Below are 16,848 nucleotides of genomic sequence, written 5' to 3'. Positions count from 1 at the left end.
CTTACTCTCCTGCCATTTCTACATATAACGCGCCGTCTTCAACCACCACAGGGAAAGTTTGAATCGGGTCGGTGGCTGGCAAGCATAATGCTTGACCAGTCTTTAAACAGAAACGTGCAGAATGCAGTGGGCATTCAACTGTGCCATCATCTTCAAGATAACCTTCAGACATTGAGGCATTGCCGTGTGAACAACGGTCATTCATGGCAAAGAACTCACCACCGTTGTTGAATACTGCCAGTGCTTCAATACCATTCACACCGCAATCCACTTTTAACGCTTCGCCTTCGTCTAATTCGTCAACTTGGCAAACAAAGATTTTATTCATTAGAAGAATACACTCAGGTTGTGTGAGTTATAGGTTACTTGGTCAAGTACAATCTTACGGTTGAAGATCTGGAAGCCTAAGCCACCTTCAACACGACGGATTTTGTCATGGCGCTTACCACAGTAAATAGTCACGTCTTTCTCTTTTTGAGTACGGTACAACAAGTAAGTCACGTGTACGTCGTATTCGCCTTCTACCTCTGTCGCTTCAACAATCACGTTGCTGACCATATGCGTGGTACGTGACGGAGGTTCTTCAGCCCATGCCATACCTGTTTCCAGACGTGCAACACGGCGCTCAAGCAAGTGTTTGTTGTCGTTGAACACCCAAGTTGTAGGTGGTTCAACTGAACGACGACGGTCACGGGTTTGCGCATTTGGTGTGGTACGCAAGGTATAAGAAATGTCTTCTGCCATGAGGTCTAACCACTCACGGAATTTCCAGTCGTCCAGCAATTTTGCTTCGCGATACAAGAATTGGCTCACTTCATGTTGAAGTTCTAAACTGATTTGACTCATTTCATTAGCTCCTTCTCGTATTCGTCAGCTGCTTTTTCAACGTCTTCCCATTTTTCATGGATCAGCAAGTCTGCCCAACGGCGGTACATACCACGTGCTGCAGTTTCAGAGAAAATGTAGTTGGTGATTCCTGGAATACCATCTTCACGTACTTTTTCGTTGCCTTTACCCATTTCGACAATGAGCTTGTTTTGACGTGCTTTATAGCCGCGCAATACTTTTTGAATTTCAATCCAGTTTTCAGAGTCATCTTGCTCTAAGAAACCTGCAGGACCGAAAGCACGTGTTGCAGAACGCTCAAATGCTTCTTTCACGTCTTGAGGTGCTTCAGCATCGGCAATACAGAATGCCCATACTTCAGTTTTGTTTGGACCACGTGGATGCCATACGCGCAGTGTTGCAGTACCGTTCAACCAAGACAGTGTTGGGAACATGGTGTTGTGACCTGCAAGACGTAAAGCACGTACTTCGCCTAAACGCTCTTTCACTTCTTCGTAAGTTTCGCGGAAGTAATTGGCAACTTCACCATCAACCCATACGTTTGCATCTGGTTTTTCTGTAAAGAAGAAACCTGAACCGTGACCACGTGAACCGTATTGAAGTGCGTCTTTCGCAGTTTCCCAAACAGGACGAGCGGTTTGTGCAGCACCCAATTGTTTACTGCTGTCATCATCTGGTTTTGCACCCAAAACCTGAATGGCAGATGCGTGAGAGAACAATGCGTGGTATTGGTCAGAGGCAAACTGTTCTGCAGCAAATTTCCAGTTACAGTCAATTTCCCACTTGTGTACACCACCAATAATTTCTGTACCACCCGGACGACGATCCACTACGCCATCTAAGTACCAAGCGATATCACCCATGTATTCTTCTAGGTCAGGAGTCGTTTCATCCCAACAACCGAATACCAAGCCTTTGTAAGACTTCACACGGTTCACTTCCACCAAGCCCCATTGCTCTTTACAAGCACCTTGAGGATAAGCACGTTCTTCTAATGGAATATCTTTGAGTGAACCATCAATACCGTAAGACCAGCCGTGGTATGGGCAAGTAAATGCACGCGTATTACCACAGTCTGCGAAGCTCACACGCATTGAGCGGTGACGGCACTGGTTTAAAAATGCTTTGATTGAACCGTCTTTTTGACGTGCCACAATAATTGGATCTTCACCCATGTAGGTGTTGAAAAAGTCGCCAGCTTTAGGAATTTGGCTTTCATGACACAGGAACAACCACGTACGGCCGAACACGCGTTCAAGTTCTAATTCGTAGATATCTGGATCTGTATAAATAGATGGAGTGATACGTCCATTTTGTGCATCGACCAAAGCGTCGATTTCGCGCACATCAATTTTTCCACTCATGAAAAGCTCTCCTGTGACCAACAACGGCACAAAGTAAATAGACTCAACTTTGGATGGATAATGATTTTTTAGGGACGTTTAGTGAAATATTTTTTTTGTTTCAATTAATAGATTTTATAGATTAATAAAACTTTATATTATGCGATTAAAACATTACACAATGATAAAACCCTATTTACTTCCTAAATGACACAATAATTTTCATCTGATGGTTGTTTATAGATTATACTTTTATTAATCTATAGTAAGACATATTTTGAATTAATCTTTGGAATGGCTGTATGGAATTACGTCACCTTCGCTACTTCATTACCGTGGCTGAAGAACTCAACTTCAGTAAAGCGGCACTTAAGCTTTATACGGCTCAACCTTCGCTGAGTCAGCAAATTAAAGACTTAGAAGAAGATGTTGGCGTTAAACTGTTAAACCGTACCAAACGCAAGGTTGAACTGACCGAAGAAGGCGCTGTATTTTTGGAACAGGCTCGCCTGACCCTTGCCCAAGCCGACAAAGCCGTTGCCATGGCACGTCAAGTTTCACAAGCCAAACAGCAAATGCTGCGTATTGGCTTTGTACCGGTGGCGGAAATGAAAATTTTCCCCTTTGTACTGCCTAACTTACGGGTACAAAACCCAGATTTGAAAATTGAATTGCTCAGCTTGAACAATACCGAGCAAATGAAGATGATCAAAAAAGGTGGGCTCGACATCACCTTTACCCGACACAATATCAATAGTGATGAAATTGAAAGTCAGTTTGTGCTACGTGAGCCGCTGATTTTTATTTTGCCTAAAGATCATCCATTAGCAAAATATGAGCGTATTCCTGTTAAAGCTTTAAATGGCGTAGATTTTATTATTCCTGCGGCAGAAGCATCTTATACCTTGCACCATTTGATTGTCGATTTTTCTAAACAACATAATATTGAACTGAATATTGTGCAAAAAGCAGACAATATTTTATTTAATATCAACTCTGTAGGCATGGGTTTGGGCTGCACTATTTTACCGGGCTATGTTGCGCCGCTGACCATGGAAAATACTGTGATTCGCCCCTTAGATGTGGAATTACCATATTTAGACTTATATGTGAGTTATGGCAAAAACAGCAACTCACATGCTGTACAGAAATTTTTAGAGCTGCTCACTCGCGTGTTCTATTTGGACATAAACCGCGAATAAGCCACAAGTCTGAAATACCCAATCATAAAAGTGCTTTTTCTCCATTACGATAAAAAGCACTTTTTTATTGTTTCTGCATCAATACTCAGCTTTAGACTTAAGTCTAAACTTATTTTTGAAAAATAATACAAAATGAATGCTTATTGACTTCAAATATCACAGCGCCTTTCTATATAAAATTGCTGCCATCTAGCGTCTTAAATTACAACTTAAGTCTAATAAGCAAACCTACCTGAAATACCCAGAATTACTTAGACTCATGCCATAAAACAGCGCACAATCAGGTGAGAACAAAAGCCTTAAAAGGAATAAGAATGCTAAAAAATCCATTTACACGCATGCGATCTGGTATTCAGTCACGTCCTTATTTCTTTATTAGTTTTGTAATTACTATTGTGCTGTATGCCATATTTCAAACTTTCAGTACATGGGTATGGTCAAGTTGCTTATTACTAAGCTGGAGTATTGCCATTTCCTGCTATTTACTGCTGACCATGCTTAATCTGTGGCACAGTGATCATGCACATATTTTGCAACGCGCCCAACAGCAAGATGCCAGCAAATGGCTGATTTTATTCTTGGTATTTCTAACCTTAGTGATGTGCTTTATTGCGATCATTGTCGAGGTGAATTTATTTGCACAAAGTGAGTTTGTGCGCATGGGACATTTTATTTTATCCATTACCACTATTTTATGTGCTTGGTTTTTTATGCACACCATTTTTGCGATTCACTATGCGCATGACTATTATTTGGCACTGCAACAGCAGCAAGAAGGTGGTTTGGATTTTCCCAAGACGTCGCATCCAACCTATCCTGACTTTTTATATTTCAGCTATGTGATTGGTACATCTGCACAAACCGCCGATGTCTCGATTAGCTCACAACCCATGCGGGTACTGAACACGCTACATATTATTTTGGCTTATAGCTTTAATACCACTATTTTGGCAATTTGCATTAACTTGGTCGCGAGCTTTATTCAGCACTAAATTGGGTACATAAAACATCCATAAAAAAGGATGGCAAATTGCCATCCTTTTTTACCTCACTGCGCTTAATTTACGCCACGTGCAGTTAAGTAGTTTTTAATCACAGTGTTAAATTCTTCCGCTTTTTCAACCTGTGACCAGTGACCACATTGGCTGAAAATGTGTGCATCGGCATGTGGCACAATATTTAAAATATCCCATGTACGCGATACTGGAATCACCACATCTTGCGTACCGTGAATCAGCAATACAGGCACAGTGATGTCTTTCATTTTGTCAAAGTCGAGTGGGAACTCGAAACGGTCACGGTCACGCGCGCCCACAACATCCATTAAACGGTCTGAAGCATAGTCATTTTTTGCAGAAGCAAAACGGACTTTGACCAACTCATCTGTAATCAAGTCTTTATTTACCACGAACATTGAAAGCGTCTTTTTAATGCCTTCTTCAGTCAATACAGGATTTGCATGCGCTTTGAGGGCTGCAGTCTGTTTTGCACCGCCTGTACCCATTGAGATAATACCAAGAACACGCTCTGGGTAATCCAATGCCAACTGGAATGCCAACCAGCCACCCAACGAGTTACCCACCAACCAAGTTTTTTCAATGCCCAATGCATCTAAAGTACGTACAGCATGATCTACCCATGCACGGATGCCATATTGTGTGCCCGGTGCAACCACAGTTTGACCATAGCCGATGGTATCAATGGCGATACAACGTGCTTGCTCACCAATTTGTGGCAAGTTTAACCACCAGTTTGCAGCAGCCGATACGCCTGTACCTGAACCGTGTAAAAATAGAATAGGTGTACCTTCACCCACTTCATGATAATGCGTTAATTCGCCTTCTGCTGTTTCAATCCATTTATCTTCTAAGCCAAAGAATGGATCTGTTGTATAGTCAGGGATTTGAACAGTGCTCATATATACTCCTCGTACAGTCTTTAGCTTGCGTTTGGCTCTAGGTATAGAATTTGACGTCAAGTGGACTCATTCAACATTACTTTTACAGGCTTATATTACCTGTTCACACGGCATCAACTGATACAAATTTACGATCACAACCTACAAAAAAACGATTAAACAACTCTTTGAATTTTATAAATTTAATAAAATAAAAGTCTTAATTTATATAAGGTATTTATTCAGTAAATATTAAAAAAAGAGCGACTATAAAAAGCCGCTCTGATTTTTATCTAGCTTTAGAATTTATAAGTGTAAGTCGTGGCGATACGGTGTTCTTCTAAGTCATTCGCAAAGTTAAAGTTGGTATCGATGAACATGTACTGAAAACCAAGTCCTTTAAGTTTACCTTCAGGCACAACATAATTTACGATTACATTCGTTTCGTTTTCTTTACCCTCTTTAAGCGACTGACCAGCATTGTTGGTTAACTTATGGTAAGTACCATCTATATTATCACCGCGAAAATGACGTACTGTCGCTGTTAAACCAGATACACCCACATCAGCAAAATTATAGGTATAACCCAAACTCCAAGAACGCTCATCTTTACGAATGAAGCTCGCCACAGACCAGTTGTCTAAGTAAGGCTGCGGCACCCACCCGCCCAAGGTCGGGAACATTGGGGCTTTTGTACCGTGCTCACCAAACATTTGTTGATAACCTAACTGTACAGTGTGCATCCCATTGTTGATTTTTGCACCCGCAGACACGGCCTGGCTGTCAATATTGCCATACAGCTTGTCACCCGATTCGCTGTTGTCAAAATAGCGTACATGGGTATCCAGCTTAGTTTTTTCAGCCAAAGTCGTTTTATAGTTTGCAGCGACATAATGTTGTTGATAGATGTTGGTTACATCCGCATACCAATAACTTCCACCTACTTTAGGGGTAAATTGATGATCTACTCCCACAAGATACATGCCATCGTCTGTGCTTAATTTATTCGCTTCAGCAGCAGAAAAATTATTTTGAGGGAACAACGTAAAATCTTGGTATTGGTTATCATAACGTGCATTAATACCATCTAAATAAGCCAAAGTTAATTTAGTATCTTTTAAATCCTTTGATTCTAACCATGCACCGCTATAAGTCGTTAACAATTGACGCGATGGGTCAAAAAACACCACAGGTGACATTGGTAATAAGTCACCTACTTTTAATTCAGTTTCAGAAAATTTAACTTTTAGAGTTGCACCAACTTTTGCATTATCACGCTCAGTACGCTTCTCGGTATAGTTAAAAGGCATGTGAATATCATTCACTTCACCACGTGATTTTAAACCTATCGCATATTGAGCTAATAAATCTGCACCGACTTGAATGCCTGCACCAATATCTTGATAGCCAGATTTGGCATCTAAAGTTACAGCTTGAGTCCAGTTTCCATAACCCGGAGTAACTGAGCGTCCTGCTTCATGAGCATATTCACGATCTAAATAAAAATTCTTAAATTTAAGTTGAATATTGCTGTCGTCAATAAAATCTGCCTGAGTTGCAGTTGTCCCTAAAGTTGCTGTCGCAGCAAAAAGTACTATCCATAAATTGTGACGATGCATGCGTTTTTCCTATTCATCCAATAAGCGAATCTGGGCATCATGCAAAACTCTTGTCATGAAAAAAATCCGACCACAGTATTAAGCTTTTCTACAAATTCAGCACTTTCTGTATCGAGCAGCTTTTTTCCAAGTTTTTTAATTCTTTTTAACGATAAAAAATTAAGCTCAAAATCCTCACTAAATGAATTTTTATTTGAATTCACTGCTTAATTTAGGTGAAAAACGCTGTTATTTTTTGCATCATGTGAAGGATTAATCTTTTTTAACTTTAACCCCATGTGTTAGCGTTATTTTCTATAAACCTAACTTATAAGAAAAACATTTTAATTAGCACAAAATTCAGCACGTTTTACATCTTTCACAGCATAAAAAAAGCACCCCAAACGCATTTGGAGTGCTTAATTCAAGCCTGCTTTATATTAAAAACTTAGGCTTGCATTTCACGTGCTTTAGACATAGTCAATGCCAAGTCTTCAATCATATCTTCCTGACCGCCCACCGTACCGCGACGACCAAGCTCAAGTAGAATTTCACGCGCAGATACTCCATATTTTGCTTCGGCACGTTTTGCGAACAATAGGAACGATGAGTAAACACCTGCATAACCTAAAGTTGCTGCATCACGGTCTGCACGAATTTGATGCGTCATCATTGGAATGATCAAGTCTTCAGCAATATCCTGCACTTTAAACAAGTCCACACCTGTTTCCATTTGCATACGGTTTGCGACCGCTACAAACAATTCAAGTGGTGTATTACCTGCGCCTGCACCTAAACCAGCCGAAGCCAAGTCAACACGGGTTGCACCTGCGGTCACAGCCGATACAGAGTTCGCAACGCCCATGCCCAAGTTATGGTGACCATGGAAACCAATTTCGATGTCTGAGGCGAGGTTGGCACGTAAAATACCTACGCGATCAGTCACATCTTGAGGCAACATATAGCCTGCAGAATCTGTTACATAGATACAGTTTGCACCGTAAGACACCATTTTTTGTGCTTCTTCGAGCAATTTTTCAGGAGAAGCCATGTGCGCCATCATCAAGAAGCCCACAGTGTCCATACCCAGTTTACGTGCTGCAGTAATGTGCTGTTCAGAAACGTCTGCTTCAGTCGAATGTGTCGCCACACGAATGGTTGCCACGCCTACATCATGCGCCATTTTCAGATGATCAACTGTTCCAATACCTGGCAGTAATAGTGCAGAAACTTTTGCCTGTTTCAGGTTTGGAATCACTGCTTTCAGATATTCTTCATCAGTAGCGGCTGCAAAACCATAGTTCACAGAGTTACCACCTAAGCCATCACCGTGTGTGACTTCAATTAAAGGCACACCTGCATCATCCAAAGCAGTGGCAATCGCAACCATTTGCTCTGGCGTGGTTTGATGGCGCATTGGGTGCATACCATCACGTAAAGTCATATCATTAATAATAATCTTAGACATTTTGGTATTCCTTAAGCTTCAGCAGTTTTGAAAACGTGTTCTGCAAACATTTCTGCAGTACGTGCAGCCGCTGCAGTCATAATGTCTAGGTTACCTGCATATTTAGGCAAGTAATCACCCAAACCTTCAACTTCCAAGAAAATTGAAACACGGTTGCCATCAAAAACAGGGCCGTTTACAAGTTTGTAACCCGGTACATATTTTTGCACTTCTTTGATCATGGCATGCACAGATGCTGTAATCGCTGCCTGATCTGGCTCACCTTCCACTAAGCAGTGAACGGTATCACGCATCATTAAAGGTGGCTCAGCTGGGTTAATGATGATGATGGCTTTACCTTGTTTTGCACCGCCAACTTCTTCAATCGCGCCTGCAGTTGTACGGGTAAATTCATCAATGTTTTTACGTGTACCCGGCCCCACAGATTTAGTCGATACCGTTGCAATAATTTCACCGTATTCCACAGGTTGAACACGAGAAACTGCAGCCACCATAGGAATTGTTGCCTGACCACCACAAGTCACCATGTTGACGTTTGGCACTTCGCCCGCTTGTAGCAACGCTTCAAGGTTCACTGGTGGTACGCAGAATGGGCCAATTGCTGCAGGCGTTAAGTCAATCATCAACACGCCAAGTTCATTCAGTTTGCGACTGTTTTCTGCATGCACATAAGCGGAAGTTGCATCAAAAGCAATTTTAATGTCATCTTCAAGTACGTGAGGAAGAAGACCATCTACACCGTCACTTGTGGTTTTTAAACCCATTTTTGCCGCACGAGCTAGACCTTCAGAGGTTGGGTCAATTCCCACCATCCACACAGGCTCTAACCATTCACTGCGTTGTAATTTATAAAGCAAATCTGTACCAATATTACCTGGACCAATCATTGCACATTTAATCTTTTTCATGCATGTACTCTCTTAGAATCTCGATTTATTCCGCAGCAAACGCAGCTGTCACTGAACCAAAGCCTTCAATTTCGACTTTAAATTCTTCACCTGGCTGTGCAACAACCATAGGACCTAAAGCACCAGTTAAGATGATGTCGCCTTTTAACAATGGACGACCACGGCGCACCATTTCATCGGCTAACCACACGGCAGCGTTTAATGGATTTGCTAAACAAGCTTTACCCACGCCTTGAGAAACTACTTCTTCACCACGGGTCATCACCATTTTGCAGTTCACCAAATCCAGATTTTCTAGCTTGACTGGTTTTGAACCTAGAACGAATGCAGCAGAAGATGCGTTATCGGCCACGGTATCAATCAAACTAATTTTCCAGTTTTCAATACGGCTATCGACCACTTCAATGGCAGGCAAGGCATATTCAGTCGCGCTGATAATATCCGCATACGTGTGTTTTTCTTTGGTTAGATCTTGGTTAATCACCAATGCAATTTCTACTTCTACTTTTGGCTGAATCAGCAAACCTGCAGGAATCGCTTCACCATCACCATAAGCCATATCGGCAAACAACATGCCAAAGTCAGGCTGATCTACACCCAGTTGTGCTTGAACCACTTTAGAGGTCAAACCAATTTTACGCCCCACCAAACGACGACCTTCTTTTAAGGCACGTTCGGTATTCACTTCTTGAACGGCATAGGCAATATCTACGTCAGCACTTTCACCACCAAGTTCTGGGCGGATTGGCGCAATCGCAGTTTGAGAGAGTTCGGCAGTACGTAATGCTTGCGCAACTGATTCAACAACAGCAGAATTCGACATCAATGTTTCCTTAAACTGCAAAAATTGGGCATATACCCCGAGATGTTGGAAAGGTAATAATAGAAAATAGGGATGATGACCCCGATCTTGTCCATTCTCAGGACAAGCTATCCAGCTCAGAGGTATGTAAACTGATTAAGAATCGGAAAAATGGCGGGTTTATGCCAATACTTATTTTCTTTTTTTCAATAGCTATTAGCTATTAATCTATTTTTATAAAAAGCAAGCAAAACAGTTGTCTGTAGGCTATGACATTATTTTCCGAGTCATTGACTCGGCAATTCGCAGCAATCTTAAAATGTCTTAATCCTAACTTTAGACTAAAAGCTAAGCCTTTTTATGACGCTCCCAAAAGTACATAAAAAAAGAGCAACCTGAAATTTTTCAAGTTACTCTAATTTCAAATTCATCTAAATTGTTTTACTGGGTTTAACTCGCCTGACGTAAACGATATTGCTGCACTAAAAAATCATGCAAACTCGGCACATCATCTGCAATGGTTAAAGGCTGATAACGCTGCAACACCTCTACACTATGCACGCCATAACTCACGCCTACACGCGGCATAGCAATATTTTGTGCCATTTCTAAATCGTAAGAAGTGTCACCCACCATAATCGCTTGCCCGACCTGCACATCGGTACTGCTCAAAATTTCCTGCAGCATTAAAGGATCAGGTTTAGATTTGGTTTCACTTGCAGCACGTGTCGCCACAAACAAATCCTGACTTTGGGTTTGCGCCAACACTCGGTCTAAACCTTTACGGCTTTTGCCTGTTGCCACTGCCAATTTCAGTCCCAAACCTGACAACTCATCGAGCATATCTGCCACACCCTCAAACCAAGCATTGGTTTTTGAGTGTTCGACATAGTGTTCTGAATAGCACTGCAAAATCGCTTGATGCAGCTCTGGAACTTCAGGAAATAAACGCTGTGCCACTTCAGGCAAACCCAAACCAATAATACTTTTAGCCGCAGCATCGGTCAGGGGTTGCTGAAATTGTTGTGCTGCGAACTGCAAACTCGCCACAATTTGACCGACGGAATTAAATAAGGTGCCATCCCAATCAAAAATGATGAGTTCTACAGGTTTGTTCATATTAGATTCCTAGATTTGATTCGGCTTTTAAATTCCCTCGCTTTACCTTAACCCAAAAGGATAAACGACCAAGAATCAGCACATATATCACAACAAATATTCGATACGCGAAGGGCGACATGGATGTCGCCGTTTCGCTGTGGCACAGAGATGTTCCATCAGCGAAACAAAAGTTTTTTGTTACTTTTCATCTTTGAAAAGTAAGGCATAGCCTATACACCAAAAATTTAAATTAAAAACTTTAAAATGTGGCAGTGAATTACCCCTGAAAACCTCATCTCCTTTTTGCGAAACAATGTTCCTCATCTTTAAAAAGAAGCAAGCTGCTATCGCACAACAGAGAGTTACAAAAATTAAAACTCAGGTGGCGCCGTCGGCTTATCCGCCTTTTGCGCTCTCAACTGCGCCACCAAACTCTGCATATCTTCAGGTAAAGGCGCTTCAATCACAGGATAGCCTGGAATTTCCAAACGCATGGCATGTAAGCACAAACGACGTGGCGCAGGACCCCGATATTCAGTTTGATGACCATATTTATCATCACCCACCAACGGATGCCCAATGCTTAAACCATGCACACGAATTTGATGGGTACGTCCTGACAACGGCGAAGCATATACCAAGCTTGCATGCATAAAACGCTCAGCCACATTCCACTGGGTTTTAGACTCTTTACCTTCTTTAGATACACGTACACGACGTTCGCCATTCGCCAATTCATAACGATGCAACGGCGCATCAATCAATTGTTGATCCAAACTCACCTGCCCTTTGACAATCGCAGCATAAGTTTTTTGGATTTTATGTTCGCGCAATAAATCTTGCAGGGTTTTTAAGGTACTGCGTTTTTTGGAAATCATCACCAAGCCTGAAGTATCACGGTCAATACGGTGAATCAATTCCAAATATTTTTTACCTGTCGCAGCACGTAAGCCTTCAATCAACCCGTAGGCAACGCCACTGCCGCCATGGACTGCAATGCCCGAAGGTTTATTCACCACCATCAAGCCTTCATCTTCATAAACCACACGGCTCAATAAACCCTGTGCCACCTTGTCTGAAATTGGAGCAGCACTGTCGTCTTTTTGTTCATAGCGAATCGGCGCCACACGAATTTGATCGCCAATATTCAGTTTGGTTTCTGCTTTAATGCGCTTTTTATTGACCCGCACCTGCGCTTCACGAATCAAACGATAGATGCGACTTTTAGGCACCCCTTTTAAACGACTAAACAAAAAATTATCGATGCGTTGACCCGCTTGATGCTCATCCACTTCAAACCAAGTGACACTTTGCCATTGTTGGGTAGAATTCATACAGTTAAGAGACCTAATAAAATACTAAAATTGATTAAAAACTGATCATTTAGGCTATGCTTTACACAAGAAACATAAGCTTAGCCCATAGGCAGATGATGCAAGGTTTGATATAGTCAGCGCACGGAAACCATCGTCAGTGGGTTCACGTTGAATCTTTTCAGGTTTTTCTGAAATAGAGCAATCAACCAACATCCCACTACATACGAGCAGGTCCCAAAAGAATTATGCCGACGCCGAAGGCTTATTATATCGGCAAAAAAGCAAACTGTTGCGTTTAATTGTACCTCAGGTACATAAATCAGTTTGCCTGAAAAAATATGTCGCCAACTCTAGTTGGTTTTTAAACGTAAACTGATACACATCAGATTAGTCGCACCCTGAAAACCACTTCAGGCTAAAGCGTTTGATGTATTGGATCTGCACAATTTGTAAAGATACGACGATAATTCCGTATCAAGACACTCTATCTATGAAAGAAGAGATGATCTTCGAGCAATGTGACAGTGAAAGTTACACACATCCAATACACCGCTCGTCCGCCAGTGAAGCGATCAGGTGACTTTATCCGTTTAAAGGTTAAAGCCGTATTGCCATCATCAATACGTGAATCATACACCGCAGCCCCACACAAAAAGGCCGGTAAAAAAAACTCAGACCACAATTGGTTTTTTTGAGATCTGAGCAGTTGATCCGTGATGCTTGATGTTCGCTACGTGTCTAGCGATTTTTTGCTGTGTATCACTATTAGGTGTTACACCCATGAAACGTATGTTGATTAATGCAACACATGCCGAAGAAATTCGCGTTGCACTTGTCACTGGTCAGCGTCTTTACGATTTCGATTTAGAAAATCGTACCCGTGAACAAAAAAAATCGAATATCTACAAAGGTCATGTGACCCGTGTAGAACCTTCTTTAGAAGCCGTATTTGTTGAATACGGAGCAGGTCGCCAAGGCTTCCTGTCGATGCGTGAAATCGCAAACTCTTATTACAAAGCCGACCCTCGCCAAACTTCTAATATTCGTGAACTGATCACTGAAGGCACTGAGCTTTTGGTACAGGTAGAAAAAGAAGAACGTGGCAACAAAGGTGCTGCGCTCTCTACCTTCATTTCTTTGGCTGGTCGTTATTTAGTGCTTATGCCAAATAACCCGAAAGGTGGCGGTATCAGTCGTCAAATTTCAGGTTCTGTGCGTGAAGAACTCAAAGAAATGTTGGCATCTTTAAACGTGCCACGCGGCATGAGCGTGATTGTACGTACTGCGGGCATTGGTCGTTCACAAGAAGAATTACAGCTTGATTTACAACACTTGCTTGACCTTTGGGCGCAAATTCAAAACACCGCAAGCTCTGGCCCATCGCCAATGTTGGTACACCAAGAAGCAGGTGTGGTGACACGTGCGATTCGTGACTACTTACGTGATGATGTTGCCGAAATTTTAATTGACTCAGAACAAGCTTATAACGAAGCCTATAACTTCGTAAAAGCCGTGATGCCACGTCAATTAGACAAGCTAAAAACCTATACTTTAAATGAGCCGCTATTCGCGCATTTTGGCATCGAAAGCCAAATTCAAACAGCTTATGAGCGTGAAGTGAAATTGCCTTCAGGCGGCTCAATTGTCATTGACCAAACTGAAGCATTAGTTTCAATTGACATCAACTCGGCTAAGTCTACCCGTGGTCAAGATGTTGAAGATACTGCGCTTAATACCAACCTTGAAGCTGCCGAAGAAATTGCGCGTCAATTGCGTTTACGCGACATCGGTGGTTTGGTGGTCATCGACTTTATCGACATGACCAAAGACCGCAACCAACGTATGGTTGAAGCCAAACTTCGTGAAGCAACACAAAGTGACCGCGCACGTATTCAATTTGGTCAATTATCACGTTTTGGTTTAATGGAAATGAGCCGTCAGCGCTTACGTCCATCACTTGAAGAAGCGACTGGTTACGTTTGCCCACGCTGTCACGGTACAGGCATGGTACGTGACCTACGCTCTCTTTCACTTTCAATTATGCGTAAAGTGGAAGAAATTGCCCTGCGTGAACGTCATGGTGAAGTTCAAGTCGAAGTACCTGTTGAAATTGCAGCATTCTTACTGAATGAAAAACGTCACAGTCTGGTTTACCTTGAGCAAACCTCAAATGTGCGTGTGACTGTATTACCTCACCCACACTTAGAAACCCCGCATTACGAAATTTCGTATAATCCTGAAGGCTTTGCACCAACCAGCTATGAACGTACTGAAGCAACTCGTTCAAGCGAAAAAGAGTTGGGTTATGAATCTTCTGAATGGCATTTAGAAGAAGCCGATCAAGCGCACAGCCACGCTGCTGCACCTGCGGCAGAAAAAACCTCTGCAAGAAAACCACAAGCAGCACAGCAAAATAAAGCATCTGCACAACAGCAGCTTGCACCTGCGGCAGCCACAACAGCTGCAAGCCCATGTGCATGGTTAGAAAACCTGTTTGTTCAAAAGCAAGCCAGCACTATTGATCAAGCACGTAGTGCCAACAATGCTGCAGCAGCCATTGAGCAAATGGTAAATAGCGGTGCTGTGAGCCGTGGTCAGTTTGGTCAAATTGCAACTGCGTCTACTGCCCCTGCTGCAAGCAGTCAAAATGTGTACCTTGCACCATCAACAGTGGCACAAAAAACTGAACGTGACTCTGCAGATAAATCTGCTGAACGTGAAGACAAACCTGCTCCGCGTCACAACAACAAAAAGCCGCGTCACAGCAACAACAATAACAAGCACAAAGAGCAACGTGAGCCGCAAACTCAGCACGATAATCAACAACATCAAGTGCATGAAGAAGTGGTTCAAATGTCGCGTCAGGAGCAACGTCAAGAAGCGCGTGAAAACAAACGCAACTCTCGTCGTCAGCACAACAATGACCAAGCACCGCAGCAGCAAGAAGCTCAAAACAACAATGAGCAGCAGCAAAATGCCGTACCACGTCGTGACCGTCGTAACCAACCTCGTCCAGAACGCCCAAATCGTCACCGCGACCCAAGCGTATTGAATGAGCAAGCACCTACCGCAGTGGCTTCTAATCAGCCAAAAGTGGACTTAATTGATGCACCGCGTCAAGAGTTCAACACGACGGCTTTGGTAGTGAATGTCGATCAAGCTCAAACTGAAATTGTGGCATTGAATGCTGCGCCAGTAGCGGCTGAACCAGTGACAGCAGTAGAAGCAACTGTGCTTGAAACGGTTACTGAACCAACTCAAGCTGTTGCAGTGGTAGAAGCTGCAGCCGTTGTTGCAGAAGAAACAGCTGCACCTGCGGAAGCTCAAGCACAACCGACTGCGCCTGCAAAACGTGCCAGCAATGACCCGCGTCAGCGTCGTCGTCAGCAACGTGAAGGTCAAGCGCAGCAAGTAACTGCACCAAAGTTAACACCTTCACAGGTGCCAACTTTAGCGCAATACAGCATTGGTAGCCTGATTCGCCACGTATATGGCGAAGATTGTTCAGTTCTGATTGAACAGTTTGGTTTAATTCCAACGTTCAATCGTGCTTTGCAGAAGTTCACTGACGAGTATGCTGCAAGCCTTGTTAGCACTGCGCCTGTGGCAGAGAAAAAACCTGTCACTCGTGATGTGGAAGTTGCCAAAGCTGCTCCTGAAGCTGAGCCTGCACCTGTGTTAGACCTAACACCACCAAAACCAGTGTCAGATAAGCGTGTTGCCAACGATCCGCGTGAGCGTCGTCGTTTAGCCAAACAAGCTGCTGAGCAAGCATTGGAACAAGCCAAGCAAGCACAGGCAGTAGAAAAAGCTGAAGCGGAAAGCACACCTGCAGCAGAGCCAACGACTGAAGTTGTGGCAGCTACAGAAGGATCTGTAGAAGCAAGTTCTACGGTAGAAACGTCTGCAACAGTAAGCACTGAAGTCGAAGCAACTACAGAAGTAAACCCTGAAGCAGTGGCTACAACTGAAGCTACTCAGCCTGAGTTGAACGCGCAAGACGACCTTGCACAAGCTGTCACTGAAACTGCAGCAGCGCAAGAAGAAACTGCCGTTGAAGTGGTCGCACCTGTACAAGCGGAATTGGCTGTAGACGACCCAGTCGAAACTGCTGAATCTGAACAGGACAAAGCAGAGAAAGAGAAAACTGCGCGTCCGCGTCGTCCACGTGGCCGTCCACCTAAAAAAGTAACTCCGCCAACTGAGTCGTAATTCGCACTTTTGCAGCGGAATAAAAAAATCCAGTCATTTTAATGGCTGGATTTTTTTTGCTACTTTAGAGCCAACGCGGTGCTGACTTAAATTTAAGCGAGCTAATTTGAACTTAGGTGTTTTTGATTTTTAACAGCTTTTCTAAAAACACCTAA

The 16,848-nt window shown here is 42.8% G+C and carries 13 protein-coding genes; 3 read left to right on the top strand and 10 right to left on the bottom strand.

All coding sequences use genetic code 11. The features are described 5' to 3' along the window. Position 1: 1 nt before the first annotated feature. From hcaC to hcaE, 3 genes are read right to left on the bottom strand one after another with little or no spacing between them, the layout of a single operon-like run. Positions 2 to 328, bottom strand: coding sequence for a 3-phenylpropionate/cinnamic acid dioxygenase ferredoxin subunit (gene hcaC, locus FTU39_RS06080; protein ID WP_004976057.1), 327 nt, complete (start codon positions 326 to 328; stop codon positions 2 to 4). Further along, the gene (gene hcaF / locus FTU39_RS06075) at positions 328 to 846 is read right to left on the bottom strand and encodes a 3-phenylpropionate/cinnamic acid dioxygenase subunit beta (RefSeq protein WP_104853007.1); all 519 of its coding nucleotides are present in this window, start codon (positions 844 to 846) and stop codon (positions 328 to 330) included. Before hcaF ends, hcaC begins: the two co-directional genes overlap by 1 nt. After that, positions 843 to 2,210 carry a 3-phenylpropionate/cinnamic acid dioxygenase subunit alpha gene (hcaE, locus tag FTU39_RS06070; protein WP_180051870.1) on the bottom strand — a complete coding sequence of 456 codons (1,368 nt, stop codon included), beginning with the start codon at positions 2,208 to 2,210 and terminating at the stop codon, positions 843 to 845. The genes hcaF and hcaE overlap by 4 nt, the downstream gene beginning before the upstream one ends. A gap of 281 nt (positions 2,211 to 2,491) precedes the next feature. On the opposite strand from hcaE, the gene hcaR reads away from it, so the two are divergent. Both hcaR and FTU39_RS06060 read left to right on the top strand, forming a co-directional pair. Next, on the top strand, positions 2,492 to 3,391 hold the full coding sequence (hcaR, locus tag FTU39_RS06065) for a DNA-binding transcriptional regulator HcaR (RefSeq protein WP_180051869.1): 900 nt from the start codon (positions 2,492 to 2,494) through the stop codon (positions 3,389 to 3,391). 314 nt (positions 3,392 to 3,705) lie between these two features. After that, positions 3,706 to 4,383, top strand: a complete 678-nt coding sequence (locus FTU39_RS06060; protein ID WP_180051868.1) for a DUF1345 domain-containing protein — start codon at positions 3,706 to 3,708, stop codon at positions 4,381 to 4,383. Positions 4,384 to 4,448: 65 nt separating this feature from the next. Here the strand turns inward: FTU39_RS06060 and FTU39_RS06055 are convergent, their stop codons facing one another. From FTU39_RS06055 to FTU39_RS06025, 7 genes are all read right to left on the bottom strand, one after another. Then, positions 4,449 to 5,309, bottom strand: coding sequence for an alpha/beta fold hydrolase (locus FTU39_RS06055; protein WP_004976044.1), 861 nt, complete (start codon positions 5,307 to 5,309; stop codon positions 4,449 to 4,451). Positions 5,310 to 5,587: 278 nt separating this feature from the next. Continuing rightward, positions 5,588 to 6,907 carry an OprD family outer membrane porin gene (locus FTU39_RS06050; protein ID WP_179989465.1) on the bottom strand — a complete coding sequence of 440 codons (1,320 nt, stop codon included), beginning with the start codon at positions 6,905 to 6,907 and terminating at the stop codon, positions 5,588 to 5,590. 427 nt (positions 6,908 to 7,334) lie between these two features. Then, positions 7,335 to 8,354 carry a 4-hydroxy-2-oxovalerate aldolase gene (dmpG, locus tag FTU39_RS06045; protein ID WP_096901305.1) on the bottom strand — a complete coding sequence of 340 codons (1,020 nt, stop codon included), beginning with the start codon at positions 8,352 to 8,354 and terminating at the stop codon, positions 7,335 to 7,337. A gap of 11 nt (positions 8,355 to 8,365) precedes the next feature. After that, entirely contained in the window at positions 8,366 to 9,262 is an 897-nt protein-coding gene (locus FTU39_RS06040) for an acetaldehyde dehydrogenase (acetylating) (protein ID WP_096901306.1), read from the bottom strand. A 25-nt stretch (positions 9,263 to 9,287) separates the two neighbouring features. Next, complete coding sequence (locus FTU39_RS06035; RefSeq protein WP_180051867.1) at positions 9,288 to 10,085, bottom strand: 2-keto-4-pentenoate hydratase; 798 nt, start codon at positions 10,083 to 10,085, stop codon at positions 9,288 to 9,290. Between the two features lie 429 nt (positions 10,086 to 10,514). Beyond that, positions 10,515 to 11,183, bottom strand: a complete 669-nt coding sequence (locus FTU39_RS06030; RefSeq protein ID WP_180051866.1) for an HAD-IA family hydrolase — start codon at positions 11,181 to 11,183, stop codon at positions 10,515 to 10,517. Positions 11,184 to 11,536: 353 nt separating this feature from the next. Further along, the gene (locus FTU39_RS06025; RefSeq protein WP_180051865.1) at positions 11,537 to 12,499 is read right to left on the bottom strand and encodes an RluA family pseudouridine synthase; all 963 of its coding nucleotides are present in this window, start codon (positions 12,497 to 12,499) and stop codon (positions 11,537 to 11,539) included. Positions 12,500 to 13,261: 762 nt separating this feature from the next. Between FTU39_RS06025 and FTU39_RS06020 the strand changes: the two genes are divergently transcribed. Next, entirely contained in the window at positions 13,262 to 16,693 is a 3,432-nt protein-coding gene (locus FTU39_RS06020) for an Rne/Rng family ribonuclease (RefSeq protein WP_180051864.1), read from the top strand. The last annotated feature ends 155 nt before the right edge of the window (positions 16,694 to 16,848 follow it).

The sequence above is a fragment of the Acinetobacter sp. YH12099 genome (assembly GCF_013419195.1).
GTDB classification, from domain to species: domain Bacteria; phylum Pseudomonadota; class Gammaproteobacteria; order Pseudomonadales; family Moraxellaceae; genus Acinetobacter; species Acinetobacter towneri.
The sequence above is the reverse complement of the archived record's forward strand: the minus strand, read 5'-3'. Positions and strand labels throughout refer to the sequence as shown.